At 61.3% G+C, this 21,113-nt stretch carries 20 protein-coding genes; 14 read left to right on the forward strand and 6 right to left on the reverse strand.

Annotated features, from left to right (window positions below; genetic code table 11):
- Positions 1–30 precede the first annotated feature (30 nt).
- Positions 31–774, reverse strand: a complete 744-nt coding sequence (locus CIW50_RS21160) for an IclR family transcriptional regulator (RefSeq protein ID WP_149533165.1) — start codon at positions 772–774, stop codon at positions 31–33.
- A gap of 235 nt (positions 775–1,009) precedes the next feature.
- Here CIW50_RS21160 and CIW50_RS21165 point away from each other — a divergent pair, with 235 nt between their 5' ends.
- Positions 1,010–2,233: an ABC transporter substrate-binding protein gene (locus CIW50_RS21165; RefSeq protein WP_149533166.1), complete on the forward strand. Its 1,224-nt coding sequence runs from the start codon at positions 1,010–1,012 to the stop codon at positions 2,231–2,233.
- Between the two features lie 100 nt (positions 2,234–2,333).
- Positions 2,334–3,104, forward strand: coding sequence for an SDR family NAD(P)-dependent oxidoreductase (locus CIW50_RS21170; RefSeq protein ID WP_149533167.1), 771 nt, complete (start codon positions 2,334–2,336; stop codon positions 3,102–3,104).
- 73 nt (positions 3,105–3,177) lie between these two features.
- On the opposite strand, the gene CIW50_RS21175 is transcribed toward CIW50_RS21170, so the two are convergent.
- The 3 genes from CIW50_RS21175 to tyrS form a co-directional block, all read right to left on the reverse strand.
- Positions 3,178–4,872: a methyl-accepting chemotaxis protein gene (locus tag CIW50_RS21175; protein ID WP_149533168.1), complete on the reverse strand. Its 1,695-nt coding sequence runs from the start codon at positions 4,870–4,872 to the stop codon at positions 3,178–3,180.
- Positions 4,873–4,995: 123 nt separating this feature from the next.
- Positions 4,996–6,213 carry an MFS transporter gene (locus CIW50_RS21180; protein ID WP_149533169.1) on the reverse strand — a complete coding sequence of 406 codons (1,218 nt, stop codon included), beginning with the start codon at positions 6,211–6,213 and terminating at the stop codon, positions 4,996–4,998.
- Positions 6,214–6,297: 84 nt separating this feature from the next.
- A complete protein-coding gene (gene tyrS, locus CIW50_RS21185; RefSeq protein ID WP_149533170.1) occupies positions 6,298–7,548 on the reverse strand; it encodes a tyrosine--tRNA ligase in 1,251 nt (416 codons plus the stop codon).
- 157 nt (positions 7,549–7,705) lie between these two features.
- Here tyrS and CIW50_RS21190 point away from each other — a divergent pair, with 157 nt between their 5' ends.
- From CIW50_RS21190 to CIW50_RS21195, 3 genes are all read left to right on the forward strand, one after another.
- Positions 7,706–8,815: an anhydro-N-acetylmuramic acid kinase gene (locus tag CIW50_RS21190; RefSeq protein ID WP_149533171.1), complete on the forward strand. Its 1,110-nt coding sequence runs from the start codon at positions 7,706–7,708 to the stop codon at positions 8,813–8,815.
- A 111-nt stretch (positions 8,816–8,926) separates the two neighbouring features.
- Positions 8,927–9,061, forward strand: a complete 135-nt coding sequence (locus CIW50_RS29770) for a hypothetical protein (RefSeq protein ID WP_283808855.1) — start codon at positions 8,927–8,929, stop codon at positions 9,059–9,061.
- Positions 9,062–9,136: 75 nt separating this feature from the next.
- On the forward strand, positions 9,137–10,663 hold the full coding sequence (locus tag CIW50_RS21195; protein ID WP_149533172.1) for a porin: 1,527 nt from the start codon (positions 9,137–9,139) through the stop codon (positions 10,661–10,663).
- Between the two features lie 97 nt (positions 10,664–10,760).
- Here CIW50_RS21195 and CIW50_RS21200 read toward each other — a convergent pair whose 3' ends face one another.
- The gene (locus CIW50_RS21200; RefSeq protein WP_068736626.1) at positions 10,761–11,408 is read right to left on the reverse strand and encodes an alpha/beta hydrolase; all 648 of its coding nucleotides are present in this window, start codon (positions 11,406–11,408) and stop codon (positions 10,761–10,763) included.
- 277 nt (positions 11,409–11,685) lie between these two features.
- Here CIW50_RS21200 and CIW50_RS21205 point away from each other — a divergent pair, with 277 nt between their 5' ends.
- The 9 genes from CIW50_RS21205 (at position 11,686) to CIW50_RS21245 (ending at position 19,943) form a co-directional block, all read left to right on the forward strand.
- Positions 11,686–12,894, forward strand: coding sequence for a cysteine desulfurase family protein (locus CIW50_RS21205; RefSeq protein WP_149533173.1), 1,209 nt, complete (start codon positions 11,686–11,688; stop codon positions 12,892–12,894).
- A 108-nt stretch (positions 12,895–13,002) separates the two neighbouring features.
- Positions 13,003–14,484 carry a Fe-S cluster assembly protein SufB gene (sufB, locus tag CIW50_RS21210; protein ID WP_149533174.1) on the forward strand — a complete coding sequence of 494 codons (1,482 nt, stop codon included), beginning with the start codon at positions 13,003–13,005 and terminating at the stop codon, positions 14,482–14,484.
- Positions 14,485–14,639: 155 nt separating this feature from the next.
- Entirely contained in the window at positions 14,640–15,398 is a 759-nt protein-coding gene (sufC, locus tag CIW50_RS21215) for a Fe-S cluster assembly ATPase SufC (RefSeq protein ID WP_089264143.1), read from the forward strand.
- An 11-nt stretch (positions 15,399–15,409) separates the two neighbouring features.
- Entirely contained in the window at positions 15,410–16,729 is a 1,320-nt protein-coding gene (gene sufD / locus CIW50_RS21220; protein ID WP_149533175.1) for a Fe-S cluster assembly protein SufD, read from the forward strand.
- Positions 16,726–17,973 carry a cysteine desulfurase gene (locus CIW50_RS21225; protein WP_149533176.1) on the forward strand — a complete coding sequence of 416 codons (1,248 nt, stop codon included), beginning with the start codon at positions 16,726–16,728 and terminating at the stop codon, positions 17,971–17,973. Before sufD ends, CIW50_RS21225 begins: the two co-directional genes overlap by 4 nt.
- On the forward strand, positions 17,970–18,371 hold the full coding sequence (locus CIW50_RS21230) for an SUF system Fe-S cluster assembly protein (protein WP_149533177.1): 402 nt from the start codon (positions 17,970–17,972) through the stop codon (positions 18,369–18,371). Before CIW50_RS21225 ends, CIW50_RS21230 begins: the two co-directional genes overlap by 4 nt.
- Positions 18,365–18,793 (forward strand): VOC family protein, encoded by a 429-nt coding sequence (locus CIW50_RS21235; protein ID WP_246664386.1) that lies wholly within the window; start codon positions 18,365–18,367, stop codon positions 18,791–18,793. The genes CIW50_RS21230 and CIW50_RS21235 overlap by 7 nt, the downstream gene beginning before the upstream one ends.
- Positions 18,794–18,893: 100 nt before the next feature.
- Positions 18,894–19,289, forward strand: coding sequence for a HesB/IscA family protein (locus CIW50_RS21240; protein WP_149533178.1), 396 nt, complete (start codon positions 18,894–18,896; stop codon positions 19,287–19,289).
- Positions 19,290–19,475: 186 nt separating this feature from the next.
- A complete protein-coding gene (locus CIW50_RS21245) occupies positions 19,476–19,943 on the forward strand; it encodes a TfoX/Sxy family protein (RefSeq protein ID WP_149533179.1) in 468 nt (155 codons plus the stop codon).
- A 49-nt stretch (positions 19,944–19,992) separates the two neighbouring features.
- On the opposite strand, the gene CIW50_RS21250 is transcribed toward CIW50_RS21245, so the two are convergent.
- The gene (locus tag CIW50_RS21250) at positions 19,993–21,060 is read right to left on the reverse strand and encodes a GGDEF domain-containing protein (protein ID WP_149533180.1); all 1,068 of its coding nucleotides are present in this window, start codon (positions 21,058–21,060) and stop codon (positions 19,993–19,995) included.
- Positions 21,061–21,113: the final 53 nt, after the last annotated feature.

The raw sequence follows: 21,113 nt of genomic DNA on the forward strand, positions 1-21,113 counted from the left end.
GAGCGCAGTATTCACCGCGTTGCGCGGGGCTTAGCTGGACGCGAGCTCGGACGCGAAGCGCTGCATTAGATTTTGGATGATGGCCGCTGTTTCGGGACGTCGCGTCAGGCAGCGCGATGTCGGACCGGCAACCACCAAGGACAATCGGCGATGTTGCACCGGCAAGGGCACGGCGACGCCCGCGAGGTCAGCGATATATTCCGATGAACTCTGCTGATAGCCACGCTCGGCCGCCTCTCTGAGTTCGTTCTCGATTGCTTCTGCCGTTGTCGGCGTGGTGTCGGAGAAGGCTTCGAACTTGATCTTGCGATAGATCGCCTTGCGCTCCTCGGACGAATGCTGCTCGAGAATGGCGCGCCCCACCGAACTCGCATGGACCGGAACGCGGTCGCCGATCTGGGCGAAGTAGCGCACTGAATGCGCGGACTCGACGACATCCAGAAAGATCGCAAACGTTCCGGCGAGGGCGGCGATGGCCGTCGTCTCGCCGGTCTGGTCGGCAATCTCGGTGACCAGTACATGGGCCGCGTCCGGGAGCGGCTCCGCATCCGCAACAGTGCGGGCGAGGGTGAGCCAGCGAGGGCTGGGATAGTAGCCGTTGCGCGCACGGGGCTCATAGAGCCAGCCCTTTTCGGCGATGGTGCCGACGAGATTGAACGTGCTGGAGCGCGGCCAGCCGAGGTCGTCCGAAATTTCGGCCAGTGTCGCGGGGCGTTTGCGCCGGGCGAAATACTCCATCAGTTCCAGGACGTTGGCAGCTTGTCTGACCAGCATTGAAATTCTCGTTCTTCCATTAGGGCACGCCACGAATGGCGAACTGTCCGCGTTTCCGCATGGTCTGGTTGGCCTCTGTATCGCTGAAATGGCTTTGAAAGCCATCCACACCGACAGCGCAGGACTTGACTTCAAATTCACGTATAGGTCTTATGAATTCATAAACAAGAATTATTCGCGTGCGTGCTGGCGGCCTTGCCGGGGTGAATCGCGGAATTCGTCAGGGGAGGAATAGATGACCATTCGCAATACTCTTGCCGTGTCAGCCTTGGCGCTGTCGCTCGGGCTGTTGCCCGCGCCGGTGGCTTCAGCGCAGACGCCGGTGAAGCTCGGCGTTCTGGCTGATATGTCCGGCATCTTCTCCGACATTGGCGGCATGGGCTCGTTCGATGCCACCAAGATGGCTGTCGAGGACTTCAACAAGCTCCCGGGCGCGGACAAGTTCAAAGTCGAAGTGATTCAGGGCGATCCGCAGAACAAGCCGGACATCGCGCGCAACATTGCTCGCAAGTGGTACGAGACCGAAGGCGTCGATGTTCTCGTGGACATTCCGACCAGCGCCACGTCTCTGGCCGTCGCGCCGCTGACCGCCGAACTCAACAAGGTCGCGCTGTTCACGGCATCCGGCACATCGGACCTGACCGGCAAGGCTTGCACCCCGAACTCGGTGCACTGGACCTACGATACCTGGGCGCTGGCGCGCGGCACCGCCGATGCAATGACCAAGGCCGGCGGCAAGAGCTGGTTCTTCCTCACCGTCGACTTCGCGCTTGGCGCCTCGCTGGAGCGCGATGCCTCCGCCGTGATCAATGCCAATGGCGGTAAGGTGCTCGGTAGCATCAAGCATCCGACAGACTCCAACGATTTCGCGTCCTATCTGCTGCAGGCGCAGGCATCGAAGGCCGATATCATCGCGCTGGCGAATGCCGGCGGTGACACCATCAAGGCGATCAAGCAGGCGTCTGAATTCGGCATCGTGCAGGGCGGCCAGAAACTTGCCGGCATGCTGATGTTCATTTCGGACATTCACTCGCTCGGTCTCAACACAGCGCAGGGCCTGCAGCTCACTGAGGGCTTCTACTGGGATCTCAACGAGCAAACCCGCACCTTCGGCGAACGTTTTGCCAAACGTAACAACGGCCGCTATCCCAGCATGAACCAGGCCGGCGCCTATTCGGCGTCTCTCACCTATCTGAAGGCGGTCGCCAAGGTTGGCTCGCCGAAGGATGGTGCTGCGGTCGTCAAGGCTATCCGCGAGATGGGCACCTTCGACGATCCGCTGTTTGGCAAGACCACGCTGCGTGAGGACGGCCGTGTGCTGCACGACATGTATCTGCTGCAGGTCAAGAAGCCGGCTGAGTCGAAGAAGCCGTACGATTACTACAACGTGCTGGCGACGATACCGGCCGATACCGCATTCCGTCCGCTCAAAGACGGCGGCTGCCCGCTGATCAAGTAACGGCCGCAAACAACGAACGTCGGGAACGCGCAGATGTCGGTGACCCCGCGCTGCGCGTTCATCAATTCTGAACTGCAATTTCGAACCACGGGAAAACAGAATGCGTCTCGCCAACAAACTCGCTGCCGTCACCGCCGCTGCATCTGGCATGGGACGCGCCGGCGTCGAATTGTTCCTCAAGGAAGGCGCCAAGGTCGTCGCGATTGACGTCAATGCTGACGCGCTGGCGCAGCTCAAATCCGACATGAAGAAGCTGGGTTACGAGCTCACCACCATCCAGGCCGATCTGTCGAAGGCCGAACAGATGAAGAGCTCAATCAACGACGCGGCTGCCGCGCTCGGTGGCATAGATGTCCTGTGGGCCCACGCCGGAACGCCCGGTCCGGCCGGCGTCGAGAATCTCGATCTTGCGGCCTATGAATTCGCGATGTCGCTTAACATCACCTCCGCCACGCTGGCGGCGGGTGAAGTGATCAAGCATATGCGCAAGCGTGGCGGCGGCTCGGTGATCTTCACCTCGTCGGTGTCGGGCATTGTCGGCTCGATGATGAGCCCGATCTACTCGGCAGCGAAGTTCGCGGTCGTCGGCCTCACCAAGTCGCTGGCGCAGACCTTTGCGCCCGAAGGCGTCCGCGTGAACGTGATCTGCCCTGGCCTGGCCGATACGCCGATGAAGCTCGGCTTCACTGGCCGGTCGGGCGTCGCGGCAGAAGCGGCGGCCAATGAAGCCAAGCTACTGTCGGCAGTGCCGATGGGCCGTCTCTGCAAGGCGGAGGATGTGGCGCATGCCGCGTTATGGCTCGCGTCCGATGACGCGTCCTTTGTGACTGGCGTCGCGCTGCCGGTGGATGGCGGTTTTACCGCGCGCTGATCTGCGGTCACCGCTAAAATAGAGAAGGGCGCGGTTATCGCTGACCGCGCCCTTCTTGTTTGATGGGTGTCTCTTAGGCGGCGCGCACGCCGGCCAGGAAGGTCGTGACTTCGCCGGACAATTGCTCGGCCTGTCTGGACAGGCCGGAGGCAGCGTTGAGCACCATGCCCGCAGCGTCGCCGGTCTCGTGCGCGGCGGCCGTGACGCCATCGATATTGGTGGTGACGTCCTGCGTGGCCTGCGCCGTCTGGGTGACGTTGCGGGCGATTTCTGCCGTAGCCGCACCTTGCTCCTCGATGGCCGAACCAATCGTTGTCGCGATGGCACTGACCTCTTCGATGGTGGCTGTGATGCCCTGGATAGCGTCGACGGCTTCCTTGGTCGCGCTCTGGATCTGCGCGATACGGGTGCTGATTTCCTTGGTAGCGTCGGCGGTCTGACCGGCGAGGCTCTTCACTTCGGTGGCCACCACGGCAAAGCCACGGCCGGCGTCGCCGGCGCGGGCGGCTTCGATCGTGGCGTTCAGCGCCAGCAGATTGGTCTGGCCGGCAATGGTGGAGATCAGTTCGACCACGTGCTCGATCTGCTGTGCGCCATCCGCAAGGGCACGCACAATCGTGTCGGTGCGGCGGGCGCTATCGACGGCGTGGGTGGTGATCTTGGCCGACTGCGCCATCTGACGCGCGATCTCGGCGATCGACGACGACAGTTCTTCGGCGGCCGCGGCGACCGTCTGCACGCGGGTACTGGCCTGCGAGGCAGCGGTGCTGACGATGCCGGCCTGGTCGTTGGTGCGGGCGGCGGTGCCGCTCATCGACTGTGCGGTTGCTTCCAGCTCGGTCGAACCGGAGGCCATCAGGCCGACCAACTGGCCGACCGAGGAGTCGAAACGATCGGCGAGGGCGATCAGCGCGTCGCGCTTTTCGGCTTCGCTCATTTGCTTCAACTTGGCCTGCTCGGCTTCGAGGGAGCGAGCGGTCAGCGAGGTCTGACGCAACATTTCCAGCGTTTCGGCCATGCGGCCGATTTCGTCGCCGCGATCGGTCTCGCCGACATTTTGGTCGAGCGAGCCATTGGCGATCTCATGCATGCGGGCCTGCAGGCGGCGCAGCGCACCGAGAATGTCGCTGGCGATCAGCCAGGACAGCAGCGCCATGATTCCGAGCACGCCGGCGCCGAGCGAACCCAGCCGGACCAGCAAAGCGTTCACGTCGGCGTCGAGATCGTCGACATAAAGGCCGGAGCTGAGCGTGGCGTCCCACGGCGCGAAGTGGCGCGCATAGACCATTTTGGCGGTTGGCTCGGTCTGGCCCGGCCGTGGATAGAGATAATAGGTCATGCCGCCGGTCGCGCTCTGCTTGCCGGCGTCGATGATCGCCTTCGAGATCAGGATGCCATTGGAGTCTTTGGCGCCCGTATTCTTGTCTTCGAGTTTGGGATTGCCGGCATTGACGAGGATGACGCCGTCGGGGCGGTAGGCAACGAGATAACCCTGCTTATTGCCGAACGTCATGTTGCGTGCGCGCATACGAAACTGCATCTGGGCGTCGGCGAGACTGAGTTTCCCGGCCGCTACTTCCTCCTGCAGGCTTTCGGCCATGCCGAGCATCAGGTCGGTCGCCGTGTGAAGCTGTTCCATGCGGTCTTGCTGCATGCGCTTCTGGCTTAGCGAAGCGGCCACCGCGATGACGGCGCAAATGGACGCGGCGGACACCAACACCATGCTGGTGAGCTTGGTGCGGATGGTGAAACGGCTAAGCAGACTCATGGCGACCTCTGATCGGTGCAGAACTGGCAAAAAGATACCAGCGAGTCGCTTACCAATCGTGAAAGCTGACAAACTCAGATAATTTGTTCGCTATGCGAACTGTTGTGTCGAGAGGTTCGGGCGCTATTGGCGCAATGCTGGGACGACGAGAAACGGGATCATGCCGATCACAACGCTGATCAAGGCAAAGGTGAGCAGCGAGTTGTAGCTCTGGGTCCAGTCATGCAGCAGGCCGCCGCTCCAAGAGCCGAGCGCGGCGCCGAGGCCGCTACCGAAGGTGATGGCGCCATAGATCGTACCGACGCGCTTGCCGCGAAAAATCTTCATGGCGGTCGCTGATAGCAGAGGCCCGCGCGAACCGATCATGCTGCCGAAGCAGATGACGAAACCGGTGAGCAACGCGTAGTTCGGATACCACTGCAGCAGCCACAACATCACGATGCCCGCGAGCGAGAATGAGTAGCTGATCAGGATGGAGGGACGCCGACCGATAACGCCGTCGAGCCAACTGACTCCCAGCATACCGAACAGCAGCACCACGCCGCTGAAACCCCAGGCGGTCGCCGCCTGTAGTGGCGGGAAGCCGACATCGACGAGATAGGCGACGACCTGCGGCGAGATCGCAAACATGCCGATGGCGGTGAAGAAGAAAGTGCCGAACAGCGCCCAGAACGCGTGATGACGCATGGCGCTGAGCAGCGTCCAGCCCTCTTCGATGATTGTATCGTGCTTCTGCAGCTTATCGAGATGCGGTGATCCCGCGCTGATCGCGCGCCAGGGCAGGATCATGACCGGTACCAGCAAGACAAGTGCGACGATGCCGAAGGCGCGGTAAGCGCCGCGCCACGCCATATGATCAATCAGGAGCTGAGCCAGCGGCAACATGACCAGCACGCCCGCGCCGGTCGCGGAATAGAGGATCGACATCGCCGTCGGCAGTCGCTTGCCGAACCAGCGTCCCAGCAGCAGCGCATTTGGAACGTTGCCGATGCAGGCGACGGCAAAGCCGAAACAAAGGCCGAGGGCGAGCTGGAACTGCCAGAGGTGCTCGGCATAGGCGGTGGCCAGCAGTGAAAGCCCGAGGACTGTGAGGCCGACGGCGAAGACCGTGCGCGGCCCCGAACGATCAAACAGGCGGCCGATGAGAGGGGATGATAGGCCGACGCAGAGCGCCGTCAGTGCATAGATCGACACGACTTCGCTGCGGTCCCAGCCGAACGATTGCGATACCGGCAGCAGGAATACTGAAAAGCTTTCCTGCAGCCCACGGCCGAACAGGGAAAACGTGAAGCAGAGGCCGAGGACCGACAGGCCAGTGCGTTGGGACGACTTCAAATCCATCTGGCTCTTCTTCACGGCGTTTGCGACAGCTGCGCCATGGAGCGCGTTTCGGTCGCCGTGAACAAGTGCGCTGGATGAATGCGGCTATGCAGGCTTGAGCAGGATGTGGCGCTTCTTGCCGAGCGAGAGCTTGATGACACCTTCCGTCAGCAAAGCTGGCGTCAGCATCATCTTCTCGTCCGTCACCGCAACATCGTTGACGCGCAGACCGCCGCCCTTGATCTGGCGTCGTGCTTCGCCATTCGATGCGACGAAACCGGCATTGACGAAGGCCGCGAGGACGCCGACGCCCGCGTCAAGTTCGGCGCGCGGAATATTGATAGTCGGCAGGCTCTCGGCGAGCGCGCCTTCCTCGAAGGTCTTGCGCGCCGTCTCCGCAGCCGCGTTTGCTGCATCGCGGCCGTGTACGACGGCAGTGGCTTCGGTCGCGAGAATCTTCTTGGCTTCGTTGATCTCCGATCCGCCGAGCGCAGCGAGCTTGGCGATCTCGTCGAGCGGCAGGCGGGTGAAGACCTTGAGGAAGCGGCCGACATCGGCGTCTTCGGTATTGCGGAAGTACTGCCAGAAGTCATACGGGCTGAAGAGGTCGCCATTGAGCCAGACAGCCCCCGAGGCCGACTTGCCCATCTTCTCACCGGACGATTTGGTCAGCAGCGGCGTGGTCAGCGCGTAAAGCTGCGGCCCGCCCATGCGATGGCTGAGATCGACGCCATTGATGATGTTGCCCCACTGATCGGAGCCGCCCATCTGCAGCAGCGTGCCGTAGCGACGGTTGAGCTCGACGAAGTCGTAGCCCTGCATGATCATGTAGTTGAATTCGAGGAAGGACAGCGATTGGTCGCGGTCGAGGCGCAGCTTTACGCTGTCGAAGGACAGCATGCGGTTAACCGAGAAGTGGCGGCCGACATCGCGCAGGAATTCGACATAGTTCAGCTTCAGCAGCCAGTCCGCGTTATTGACCATCAGTGCGTCGGTCGGGCCGTCGCCATACGCCAGCATCTTGCCGAAGATCTTCTTGATGCCTTCGATGTTCTCCGCAATCTTCTCGACTGTCAGCAGCTGCCGCTGGTCGTCGCGGAACGACGGGTCGCCGACCATCGAGGTGCCGCCGCCCATCAGCGTGATCGGCCGATGCCCGGTCTGCTGAAACCAGTACAGCATGGTCACCGAGATCAGGTTGCCGATATGAAGGCTGGTCGCCGTCGCGTCATAGCCCACATAAGCCGTGACCGGTCCCTTGCAGCAGGCGGCGTCCAGCGCCTCGGCATCGGAGACCTGATGGATCAGGCCGCGGCTCTGCAGGACGTTGAGGAAATCGGACTTATAGGTGGTCATCGGTTTACGGCTCGGTTCGGATAATTTTACGCTGTCTCAATGGATTGGCGGCAAGGTGGAGAGCGTGCTAGCCGCCCCAAAGTGCCTGTGGCATTATAAGATTGGGCGCTTCGACACAAGTTTTGACCGGAAATGAGGGCTTTGCCGTGTGCCTGATATGCTGACCGCGATCGGACTAATGAGCGGAACCTCGCTGGACGGGGTCGATGTCGCCCTAATCGAGACCGATGGCGAACGGGTCGGGTCGTTCGGCCCGTCGGGCTACCGGGCTTATAGCGAGCCCGAGCGCGGTGTGTTGAGGCAGGCATTGACCGAAGCCGTAGGGTTGACGGGGCGCGATATCAGGCCGGGCATTCTGGCCGAGGCGGAGCATGTGGTGACATCGGCTCATGCCGAGGCCGTCGAGGCGTTTCTGGCTGATCACGGCATCGCACGGGACAGCATCGATATCGTCGGCTTTCATGGCCAGACCGTGCTGCATCGTCCGGGCGATCGGCTCACCGTGCAGATTGGCAACGGAGCAGGTCTTGCACGAATGATCAGCCTGCCGGTGATTTACGACCTCCGTGCGGCTGACGTGGCTGCCGGCGGACAGGGAGCGCCATTCGCGCCAGTCTATCACCGTGCATTGGCGCAGGGGCTGCATCGCGACGGGCCCATTGCCGTGATCAATATCGGCGGCGTGTCCAACGTCACCTACATCGACGGCGATAGTGTGCTGATCGCCTGCGACACCGGCCCGGGCAATGCGCTGCTCGACGATTTCGTGTTGCGCATGACAGGAAAGCCGTTCGATGCGGATGGCGCACTGGCGGCGCAGGGCCGTGTTGATGATGAGTGGGTCGCAAATGGGTTGCAGAATCCGTTCTTTGCGGCAGCGCCGCCGAAGTCGCTTGATCGCAATCACTTCGCTGCATTGCAACTGAGCGATACGACTCCAGCTGATGGTGCAGCGACGCTGACGGCGTTCACCGCTGCGACCATCGCCAGCATTGCGCCGCTGTTGCCGAAGCCGCCGCGCAGCTGGATCATCACCGGCGGCGGCGCACGCAATCCGACGATGCTGCGCATGCTGCGGGAGCGATTGCCGACCGCTAGCGTCGAGAGTGCGAATGATCTGGGCTGGTCGGCCGATGCGATGGAAGCGCAGGCCTTCGCGTTCCTGGCGGCGCGCTCGTTTGCGGGCTTGCCGTTGAGCTATCCGGCAACGACTGGTGTGCCGGAGCCGATGACGGGCGGTGTAAGAGCGGACTACCTCGCGAGCTAGTGCGAGGTTCGCCATAGCTACGGCGATTCGACTCACTCAACCAACGAATCGGGTTGATCGCGAACAATGGCGTCTATGCCGGTGGTAGTCGGCAAGCCGCCGCGGACACAGATGCGTGATGGCATCATTAAGTCTCGTGATAAATTCGGTACGAAAATGCCGTGGCTTGTCGATTATGTTGCCGAAAGCACACAGCCGGAAAATGATGCTGCGACAATCGACCGCGCGCATTGTTTCGCAACATGATCTTCCACAACTCTGCCTCATGAATGGCACGCCCGGGGCAATCGCGCGTGCCGATACGATCGGTACGGAGGCGACATGACCATGATGAAGCAAATGATCCTTGGCTCGGCAGCGGCGTTGCTGGCTGCGAGCACTGCCCAGGCGGCTGACCTTCCGGTGAAGGCCAAGGCTGTCGAATACGTGAAAATCTGCTCGATCTATGGTGCCGGCTTCTACTACATCCCTGGCACCGACACCTGCATCAAGATCGGCGGCGCGATCCGCCTCAACACAACCTTCAACGGCAATGCTCAGGACACGCCATACTGGCAGGGCGGCGCCGGCGGCAACAACCTCTGGACCAAGGACAACTTCCTTACCCGCGAGCGTATTACCGCCACCGTCGATACCCGTACCGGAACCGAATACGGCGTTGTTCGTACCTATTCGAGCATCCTGTTCGACTTCACGCAGAACCGTGAATCGATCGCCGGTGGCTTCACGGAAGTTGACTTCGCGTTCATCCAGTTCGCAGGCTTCACCTTCGGTAAGGCCGTGTCGAGCTTCGATCCGCAGTGGGCGCTCACCAAGCCGTGGATTTCGTCGGGCGGAATCGCCGGCTCCAACAACTCGACAGGCATTCCGCAGATCGCTTACACAGCGGAATTCGGTAACGGCGTCTCGGGCACGATTTCGCTCGAAAACGCGTCGGCCTATCGCAATGCTGGCCTCTACAATACCGCGAACTTCATCGTGGCGCCCGGTGCAGGGTCGTTCACGGGTGCCTTTTACGGCAGCAATTCGAACACATTCCTCGGCAATGCCACGGGTGGCAACCATATTCCTGATATTGTCGGCAATCTCCGGCTCGATCAGAAATGGGGCTCGCTGCACTTTGCTGCGGCGATGCATACCTCGACGCCGGGCTTCTACGGCGCCAACGAATCGACAGGCCACGCCGACGATGCCTACGGCTTCGCGGTCAGCGGCGCGGTTGAATTCAAGGACCTGCCCACCGGCTCAGGCGACAGCCTGAAGCTCGAAGCGTCCTACGGCAAGGGCGCCGCCAAGTACATTTTCACAGGCGGCACCATCGATACATCGGGCGGCGGTCGTTTTGCCAAGTTTGATGGCAATACGGTCGGTTTCGGCTATGTGCTTGACGGCGTGTTCTCTCCGGGTGGCTCGATCCAGTTGAGCGACGCCTGGGAAGTTAGCGCGTTCTACGAGCACTACTGGAACCCAGCCTGGCGCACCTCGGTGTGGGGCAACTACAGCCACATCTCTTATGGTGATGCTGGCAACGCCATGCTCGCGGCAGCGTTCAGCCCTGCGGGCGGTCGCTTGGGATCGAGCAGCGCGACATCGTCGGGTGCTACGGCCGGCAGCCTCTCGGGCACCACCAACAACTTCGACTTCGGCATCGCCCAGGTCGGTACTGTAACTTCCTGGACACCGGTCAAAAACCTGACCCTGTCGGCTGAATTCACTTACAGCCGCCTCGATCAGAGCCTCGACGGCACCTATACCGGCACCGTGTCCGGCAAGCCGGCGAACCAAGCCTATCAGATCAAGGACCAGAACATCTACAGCGGCGCGGTTCAGATCCTGCGTTCGTTCTGATCCGATCAGAACCTGCAACTTAAAAGCCCTCGGCCAGATCTGGCCGAGGGCTTTTTGTTTGGGAGATGAAGCAACCGGCGTGAGCCGATGGAGGCCCTCAGCGCACGTTGGCGAGGCGCATGTCGAGATAGCCGGTCACCGATTCCATCAGCGGTTCGAGCTTGTTGTCGAAGAAGTGGTTCGCGCCGGGAATGATGTGCTGATCGATCACGATGCCCTTCTGGGTCTTCAGCTTTTCGACCAGCGTGTTGACGTCCTTCGGCGGCACGACAGCGTCCTTCTCGCCATGCACGATCAGACCCGATGACGGGCAGGGTGCAAGGAACGAGAAGTCATAGAGATTGGCCGGCGGCGCGATCGAGATGAAGCCTTCGACCTCGGGGCGGCGCATCAGGAGCTGCATGCCGATCCAGGCGCCGAACGAGAAGCCGGCCACCCAGCAGGCGCGGGCTTCGGGATTGATGGTCTGTGCCCAGTCGAGCGCTGCCGCTGCGTCGGACAGCTCGCCGGTGCCATGATCGAACGAGCCCTGGCTGCGACCGACGCCGCGGAAATTGAAGCGCAGCACCGAGAAGCCGCGATGCACGAAGGCGTAATAGCACTGGTAGACGATCTGGTGATTCATCGTACCCGCGAATTGCGGATGCGGATGCAGCACCATGGCGATCGGCGCATTCTTCTGCTTGGCGGGGTGATAGCGGCCTTCGATACGGCCTGCGGGACCGGTGAAAATGACTTCGGGCATAGTGATCCTTAGGTCCCGTTCTTGGCGTGACAGCCGGTTTCGCGCAGAGCTCGGCGAGAATGGCTCGGAGAGGGACCCCTGCGAGAAAAGGGGCGATCGGGCATCGTCACATGAAAGCGGCCGGCGCCGGGTGAAGTTGAGGCCGCGTTCTACCATGAGCGCAGGGGCGAAAAGCAAGCATATTGAACGCTTCCGCAGCTCTGACGTACGCCGCGATGGGCGCTTTTGGCGGTCAATTGGGCTAAGAGTGACAGCGCGCAACGTCGGTTGACGTCCAATGTGGCTATCGAGGCTCCAAGCCCTTCAGGGTAAAGCGAAATTGGCTAAAGACCGGATCTATCTCGACTGGAATGCGACGACACCGCTTCGCCCCGAGGCGCGGGCGGCGATGGCGGCTGCGTGGGATCTCGTCGGCAACCCGTCGTCGGTCCACGCCGAGGGCCGTCAGGCCCGTCGTATGGTCGAGGATGCCCGTGTGGCGGTCGCAAGCGCCGTGGGCGCAGATTCGCGGAACGTGGTATTCACCTCAGGCGGAACCGAAGCCAATGTGTTGGCGCTGACGCCGGGGCTGGTGCGCAAGCCGGGCGTGCCCGTGCGGCGGCTGATCGTCTCTGCGGTGGAGCACGCCTCGGTGCTCGCGGGCGGTCGTTTCGCCACCGCAGACATTCAAGTCCTAGGCGTGGACCGTGATGGCGTCGTGAGGCCTGACGATTTGCGGACATTGTTGACCAATGGCGAGCCCGCGCTGGTTTCCGTGATGCTGGCCAATAATGAAACCGGTGCCCTTCAACCGATTCCTGAGCTTGCGGGCATTGTGCATGACGCGGGTGGCTTGCTGCATGTCGATGCGGTGCAGGCATTCGGAAAGATATCTATCGATATCAGTCAATTGCAGGTAGATCTTCTATCTATTTCTGCGCATAAGATCGGCGGCCCGAAGGGTGTTGGTGCGTTGGTCATGGCCAATGGCGTCGCGGGGCTCGACGCACTGCTCCGCGGCGGCGGGCAGGAACTGGGGCGTCGGGCGGGAACCGAGAACGTGCCAGGAATCGCCGGTTTTGGTGCCGCTGTGATGGCCGCCATGGCGTCGCTGGATGACATGAAGCGGGTCGAAAAGCTGCGTCTGCGGCTTGAGGCGGGCTTGCGGCAATCCAGCAACGGACTTGTGTTCGCCCAGGATGTGCCGCGTCTGCCCAATACGGTCCTGTTCGGTGCCCCCGGATTGCGCGCCGAGACTGCCGTGATTGGATTTGATCTCGAAGGTATCGCGGTATCGTCCGGTTCTGCCTGTTCTTCTGGTAAGGTGCAGCCGTCCCACGTGCTGGAAGCCATGGGTTTCGGGCCGGAGCTGACCCGGGGTGCCGTGCGTCTCAGTCTGGGCTGGTCGACCACCGAAGCGGATGTCGATCGGTGCCTGGAGGCTTGGCGAAAGCTCTCGGGTACACTACTTAAACATAGCGACGAAACACAGCTTGAACGGTTCTAAGAGGGGTGATTTCCCGGCGGGAACATCGTAAAGAACCCCGACAAGCTTTGAGTTTCACGTTTCTGGATTGATCCACCGCGGTCCTTGAAACCGCGAGCGGAGGATAAAATGGCTGCCGTACAAGAGACCGTCGATCGGGTTCGCCAGATCGACGTTGATCAATATCGTTATGGATTCGAGACCATCATCGAATCCGAGAAGGCCCCGAAGGGCCTCTCCGAAGACACCGTACGTTACATCTCCGCCAAGAAAAACGAGCCAGCCTGGATGCTGGAATGGCGTCTTGAGGCGTATCGCCGGTGGCTGACCATGGAAGAGCCGAAGTGGGCGCGGGTCGAGTATCCGAAGATCGACTTCCAGGATCTCTATTATTATTCCGCACCGAAGCCGAAGAAGACCATCGGCTCGATCGACGAGATCGATCCCGAAATTCTCGAAACCTACAAGAAGCTCGGCATTCCGCTCCGCGAGATCGAGGCGCTGGAAGGCGTCGTTCGTCCCGAGGGTGAGCGCAGGATCGCCGTCGACGCTGTGTTCGACTCGGTGTCGGTCGCGACCACGTTCCAGAAGGAGCTCAAGCAGGCCGGCGTCATCTTCATGCCGATCTCGGAAGCCATCCGCGAACATCCCGAACTGGTGAAGCAGTATCTCGGCACGGTCGTCCCCACCTCTGATAATTTCTATGCCACGCTGAACTCGGCCGTGTTCTCGGACGGGTCGTTCGTCTATGTGCCGCCGGGTGTTCGCTGCCCGATGGAGCTGTCGACCTATTTCCGCATCAACGAACGTAATACCGGCCAGTTCGAGCGCACGCTGATCATCGCCGACAAGGGTGCTTATGTCAGCTATCTCGAAGGCTGCACCGCGCCGCAGCGCGACGAGAACCAGCTCCATGCGGCCGTCGTCGAGCTGGTCACGCTGGACGACGCCGAGATCAAGTATTCGACGGTGCAGAACTGGTACCCCGGCAATTCCGAGGGCAAGGGCGGCATCTACAATTTCGTCACCAAGCGCGGCGACTGCCGCGGTGATAACTCCAAGATCTCCTGGACCCAGGTCGAGACCGGTTCGGCGATCACCTGGAAATATCCGAGCTGCATCCTGCGCGGCGACAATTCGCGCGGCGAGTTCTATTCGATCGCGATTTCGAACGGCTATCAGCAGGTCGATAGCGGCACCAAGATGATCCATCTCGGCAAGAACACCACGAGCCGGATCATCTCCAAGGGCATCGCTGCCGGCAAGTCGCAGAACACCTATCGTGGCCTTGTCACCGCGCATCGCAAGGCGACGAATGCCCGTAACTTCACGGCCTGTGACTCGCTCCTGATCGGCGATCAGTGCGGCGCGCATACAGTGCCGTATATCGAGGCGAAGAATGCCTCGACATTGTTCGAGCATGAAGCCACGACCTCGAAGATCTCCGAGGACGTGCTGTTCTATTGCATCCAGCGTGGCCTGAGCCAGGAAGAGGCCGTCGGTCTTGTGGTCAATGGTTTCGTGAAGGATGTGCTGCAGCAGCTGCCGATGGAATTCGCAGTGGAAGCGCAGAAGCTGATTTCGATCTCGCTTGAGGGATCGGTGGGCTAAGTCCCGCCATCGCGGATGCCCGCACGGCGGCGCTTCCGAGATGTCGGCAAAATTGAAAACCATCCTTAGAGGCTCGCCGCGAATGGCGAGCACTCTAGCCTGAATCCGATTGCGTTCAGGCGAGGGTGACGATGATGATCAAAGGATAGAGACTGATGACCGCATTGCTTGAAGTGAAGGACCTGCAGGTTCGTGTCGAGGATCGCGAGATTCTCCATGGGCTGACGATGACCGTAAACGGCGGCGAAGTGCATGCCATCATGGGACCGAACGGTTCAGGCAAGTCCACGCTCAGCCACGTCATTGCCGGCAAGCCCGGTTATGAAGTGACCGGTGGCGAAATCCTGTTCAAGGGCGAAGACCTCCTGGAGATGGAGCCCGACGAGCGCGCCGCCAAGGGCGTGTTCCTGGCGTTCCAGTATCCCGTGGAAATTCCCGGTGTGACCACGATGAACTTCCTGCGCACCGCGGTGAACGCACAGCGCAAGGCGCGCGGCGAGAGCGAATATCTGGTGCCGGATTTCCTCAGGAAGGTCCGCGAAGTCGCGGCCTCGCTGAACATCCCGATGGATATGCTGAAGCGCGGCGTCAATGTCGGCTTCTCCGGCGGCGAGAAGAAGCGCAACGAAGTGCTGCAGATGGCGCTGTTCCAGCCGAGCCTGTGCATCCTCGACGAAATGGACTCCGGTCTTGACATCGACGCGTTGCGCGTTGCTGCCGACGGCGTCAATGCGCTGCGCAGCCCGGATCGCGCCATGGTGGTGATCACCCACTACCAGCGCTTGCTGAACTACATCGTGCCAGATCATGTGCATGTGATGTCAAAGGGCCGCGTCGTGAAGAGCGGCGGCAAGGAACTGGCGCTGGAACTCGAAGAGTCCGGTTACGCGCAGTATGAAGACGCGGCGGCCTGAGTGAGACAATCATGAATGTAGCTCTCGCAAAGACGACAACGGGCGCAGTGCTGGACGGCACATTCGCCGCCGCGCGCGGCCGGTTGCCGGGCGTCGGTACAGTGGCCGAAACGCGCCAGCAGGCGTTCGACGATTTCGCGCGCACGGGTCTGCCGACCCGGCGCATCGAGGAATGGAAATACACCGACCTGCGCAACCTGCTGCGCGATGTCGCGCCGCTTGCGCCGACGCCGGATCAGGCTGCGCTGGCACAGGCTGCCAAGATGGTCGAAACGCTTGGCACAGGCGATACGCAGAAGCTCGTCATCGTGGACGGTGTCTTCGCTGCGGGCCTCTCCGATCTGACGTCGGGCGGCGGCGTGACCGTGCATGCACTCAGTGCGATGCTCGACGACGCGACCAGTGCGACGCGGGCTGATCTGCTGCGCTCGCGCGTCGCAGATCCGATGATCGCACTGAATGCCGCCTTCGCCACCGATGGCGTGCTGGTCGATATCGCCGACGATGCCGCTCCGGCCCGGCCGCTGCACATCGTACATGTCGCGACGCGCCCGAGCGTGGCGGCATTCACGCGGTCGCTGGTGCGCATCGGCAATCGTGCGCGTGTGACGCTGGTCGAGAGCTTTGTCGCGACAGAGACCGCGAAGGCCTATCAGGCCCATGACGCTGTCGTGCTCTGGATTGGCGACGATTCCGATCTGCAGCATGTGCGCGTGATGGAAGACGCCGGCGATGCCGCGAATATCGCGACGGCCATTGTTACGGTTGGTGCGCGCACCAAGTTCAACACCTTCAGCCTGACCACTGGCGGTGGTGTCAGTCGCTATCAGAGCTTCATCACGATGGCTGGCGTGGATTCGGAGCTGTCGACCAACAGCGTCCATCTGCTGCGCGACAAGCAGCATGGCGACTGTACCTTCGTGATCGAGCATGCAGCCCCGAATTGCCTCAGCCGCGAGCTATTCCGCGCTGTGCTCGACGATCGCGCGCATTCGGTGTTCCAGGGCCGCATCAACGTTCATCAGATCGCACAGAAGACTGACGGCAAGATGATGTCGCGGGCGCTGCTGCTGTCCGACGAGGCCGAGATCGACAACAAGCCAGAGCTCGAAATCTTCGCTGACGACGTGCAGTGCGGCCATGGCGCGACCATCGGCGCGCTGGATGACAGCCTGCTGTTCTATCTGCGGGCTCGCGGCCTGCCGGAGAAGGCAGCGCAGGCGTTGCTGATCCAGGCATTCGTTGGTGAAGCGATGGAGTCGATCGTGAATGACGATCTGCGCGACGTCGCGATATCGGCCGCGGAGCGCTGGCTGGAGTCGCGCGCATGACATTGCATCCCGCGGTCTCGAACGGGTCATACGACGTCGCTCGCGTCCGCGAGGATTTTCCGGCGCTCGAGATGAAAGTCTATGGCAAGCCGCTGGTCTATCTCGACAACGCGGCGTCGGCGCAGAAGCCGTATGCAGTGCTCGACCGCATGACCGAGGCCTACAAGTCCGAATATGCCAATGTGCATCGCGGACTGCATTACCTCGCCAATGCCGCGACCGAGGCCTATGAGGGCGCGCGCATCAAGGTGCAGCACTTCCTCAATGCCAAGCGCCCCGAGGAAATCATCTTCACCCGCAATGCCACCGACGCGCTCAATGCCGTCGCGGCATCGTGGGGCGGCGAGAACATCAAGCCGGGCGATGAGATCGTGCTCTCGATCATGGAGCACCATTCCAACATCGTACCGTGGCACTTCCTGCGGGAACGTCAGGGCGCCGTTATCAAATGGGCGCCTGTCGATGACGAAGGCAACTTCCTGATCGACGAGTTCGAGAAGTTGCTGACCGATCGTACCAAGATCGTCGCCATCACCCAGATGTCCAATGCGCTGGGCACGCTGGTGCCAGTCAAGGACGTGGTGCAGCTCGCGCATGCGCGCGGTATTCCCGTCGTGGTGGATGGCAGTCAGGCGGCCGTTCACATGCCGATCGACGTGCAGGACATCGACGCCGACTTCTACATCTTCACCGGCCACAAGCTGTACGGACCGACTGGCATCGGCGTGCTGTATGGCAAATATGACCGGCTGGTTGCGATGCGACCCTATGCCGGCGGCGGTGAGATGATCCGCGAAGTGGCGAAGGACTGGGTCACCTATGGCGATCCGCCGCACAAGTTCGAGGCGGGTACGCCGGCCATCGTCGAGGCCATCGGCCTCGGTGCGGCTATCGATTACGTCAATTCGATCGGCAAAGAGCGGATTGCCGCCCATGAACACGATCTCCTGACCTATGCGCAGGACCGGCTGCGCGAGATCAATTCGCTGCGCATCATCGGCACCGCCAAGGACAAGGGTCCGGTGATCTCGTTCGAACTAAAGGGCGCACACGCCCATGACGTGGCGACGGTGATCGACCGGCAGGGCGTCGCTGTCCGCGCTGGAACTCACTGCGTGATGCCGCTTCTGGAACGATTCAATGTGACGGCCACGTGCCGTGCATCGTTCGGAATGTATAATACCCGCGAGGAGGTCGACCACCTCGCACAGGCGCTGATCAAGGCACGGGAGTTATTTGCATGAGTGACATTGCAGAAGCCAAGACGCCGGACGCCAGCCCCGAGGCCGAGAAGTCCGCTCACATGCAGACCACCTCGGCGCTCGATCCTGCCGAAACCGAACGCCTGGGCACGGAGATCGTCGCCGCGCTGAAGACCGTGTTCGACCCGGAGATCCCGGCTGACATCTACGAGCTCGGCCTGATCTACAAGGTCGACATCAAGGACGATCGCTCCGTTCAGGTCGAGATGACGCTGACGACGCCAAACTGCCCGGCGGCAGAAGAATTGCCGACTATGGTGGAGAACGCCGTGGCCAGCGTGCCCGGCGTCGGTCTGGTCAAGGTCGAGATCGTCTGGGAGCCGACCTGGACGCCGGACCGGATGACCGATGAGGCACGTCTCGTCCTGAATATGTGGTGAAGGATGCCGTGCCGAAGCTGAACGGTGTTATCGAGACTGCGCTCTACGTCGATGACCTCGATCGCGGACGGGCGTTCTACCAGGGCGCGCTGGGACTAGAGCCGCTCACAAGTGATTCGCGATTTGTCGCCTACGACGTCGGCGGTCGCAATGTGTTGCTGCTGTTTGGCCGCGGCTCCACGCTGGAGACGGTTCATCTGCCGGGCGGCACCATCCCGCCGCATGACGGCAGCGGCCCGGTTCATGTGGCCTTCGCCATCGCCGCCGATGAATTACCGGCCTGGGAACAGCGGCTGGGTGCGTATGATATCGTGATCGAAGGCCGGACCGACTGGCCGGGCGGCGGGCATAGCATCTACTTCCGCGATCCCGACCAGCATCTGCTGGAGCTGGTGACGCCGGGTGTGTGGACGATCTACTGACAATCAGCGGAATTCGCGCATGAGGCCTTCTCAGCAAGGATTTCGTTGTTAATTTAGACGCATGATGGTCGCGACGCGCGGCGAGAGGTGGTGGATTGCCATGAATATCCCCGTACAGGTTGCCAAGCCGAAGCCTCGGCCTCGTCCGCAGGTCATGAAGCTGACCGATGCTGCCGCAACGCGGATCCAGCAACTGACGGAGCGTGCCGATTCCGAGATCGTCGGCCTGCGCGTCGGTATCAAAAACGGCGGCTGCGCCGGCCAGTCCTACACCGTCGAATATGCCCACGACATCAAGCCGACCGACGAAATCGTCGAGGACAAGGGCGTGAAGATCCTGGTCGATCCCAAGGCCGTGTTGTTCCTGCTCGGCACCGAGATGGACTACAAGACTGACCGCATGCAGGCGCAGTTCGTGTTCAACAACCCGAACCAGATTTCGGCCTGCGGCTGCGGCGAGTCGGTGCAACTGACGCCGGCGAAGATCGACGGCTGAATTCAGCCTCCGCATTCTCTGCATGTCGTCGCCCGGCTTGACCGGGCGATCCAGTGAACGACGGCGCTGATGTTGCGCTTCGTCGCTCTCTCTTAATCGTCGATGTCTACTGGATCACCCGCTTTCGCGGGTGATGACAATTGAGGATGGCTTTCGCTTCCCCGCAACCCATCCTACACTTCTGCCATGGACCGCCAATTTCTCTCCGAACTTTTCGCCGGCTTCGGTCCGGTGACCATCCGCCGGATGTTTTCCGGCTTTGGTATTTCCGCCGATGGCATCAACTTCGCGCTGGTGCTGCGCGGCGCGGTCTATCTGCGCGCCGATGAAAACTCGATCCCGCGTTTTGAGAGCGAAGGCTCAAAGTGTTTTCAGTATGAGATGCGCGGCAAGCTGCGGATGATTGGATCCTACTGGCAGCTGCCGGAACGGCTCTACGACGATCCCGATGAAGTCACCGAATGGGCGAGGGTCGCACATGCCGCTGCGATCCGTGCATCGCTGGCGAAGGCAAGCAAGAAGCGGACGGCGAAGAAAGCGACGACCGTGAAGGAGGCCGCGGCGAAAAAGAAGGCCGCGAAGAAAACTGCGGTCAAGAAGGTCTTCAGCAAGACAGCCAGTAAAGCCGCAAAGAAGCGCAAGTCTTCATCCTGAGGAGACGCGCAAAGACGCGCTCCTCATCATGGGGACGGAGTGTGGGGCGTCACGCGACCTGGAATTGCAGCTCCGCCGAATATTCCGGATCGACTTCGCAGATCACGCGGTTGCGGCCGTTGCGTTTCGCGGCATAGAGACAGGCATCGGCACGGCCGATGAGCGCTTCCATATCGTCGCCGATCTGCAGCATCGAGACGCCGACGGAAACCGTGACGCGCCCCAGGATCTCGCCAGTCGATTTTTTCTTCAGCTCCTTTGACATCACGGCGCGGCGGATGTGGTCGGCCACCGTGAGCGCCTGACGTAGCGGCGTACTCGGCAGCACTACCGCAAACTCCTCGCCGCCATAGCGCGCGGTGATATCCTGGCCCTTGATGGTCTGCTTCAGCGACTGGCCGACAAGACGCAATACCTGGTCGCCGGTGAGATGGCCGTAATTGTCGTTGAAGGACTTGAAGTGATCGATGTCGAGCATCAGAAGCGACAACGGTTCGCCGCGCCTTACCGCGGTATCGATCGCTGCCATCAGCGCACGGTCGAAATATTTGCGGTTGCCGAGCGCGGTGAGGGGGTCGGTCAGGCTCTCGGCGCGGATCGCCTCAAGGCTTTGTTGCAGCGTGTAGACCTCGCTCTTCGAGGATAGTAGCCGCTCTTCCAGCGCCTTGTTCGTGTCGTGCACTTCACGGGTAGATTTGACGAGCTTCTCGATCACGGCTTTCACCGCAGCGGGATCGTGCGCGCGCGACAAATCCTTGCTGGCACCATCGAGGCTGGCATTGAAGTTCGTTGTCATGCCTAGCGCATCGGTGATTAGCGCCATCACGTCGTCGATCTCGCCGATGACGCGGGCGCCGACCTGATCGATGCGATCGGTGGTGCGAATCTGCGAGAGGTAAGTGTCGTGGATCTGGTCGAGGTCCGCTTCGGTCAGGCGGCCATTGCGCGCCAGCGTCTCATTGATGACCTTGTTGAGCGCCGAATTATAGCCAGTCGCGTAGACGTACCAGATCTCATAGTTGCGCGGGATAGCCGTCTGGCGGAGCGATCGAATTTGACCCAGCGCGACTTCGGCAAATGCCAAAGTGCGTTCTTGTTCGTCCAGGATGCCGGTCACGTTCTGTGCCCCCGACGGCGGATCTACGCCGTCCTCTGAAATGCGAATTCGTT

The organism is Tardiphaga sp. P9-11, assembly GCF_008329525.1.
Taxonomy (GTDB): Bacteria; Pseudomonadota; Alphaproteobacteria; order Rhizobiales; family Xanthobacteraceae; genus Tardiphaga.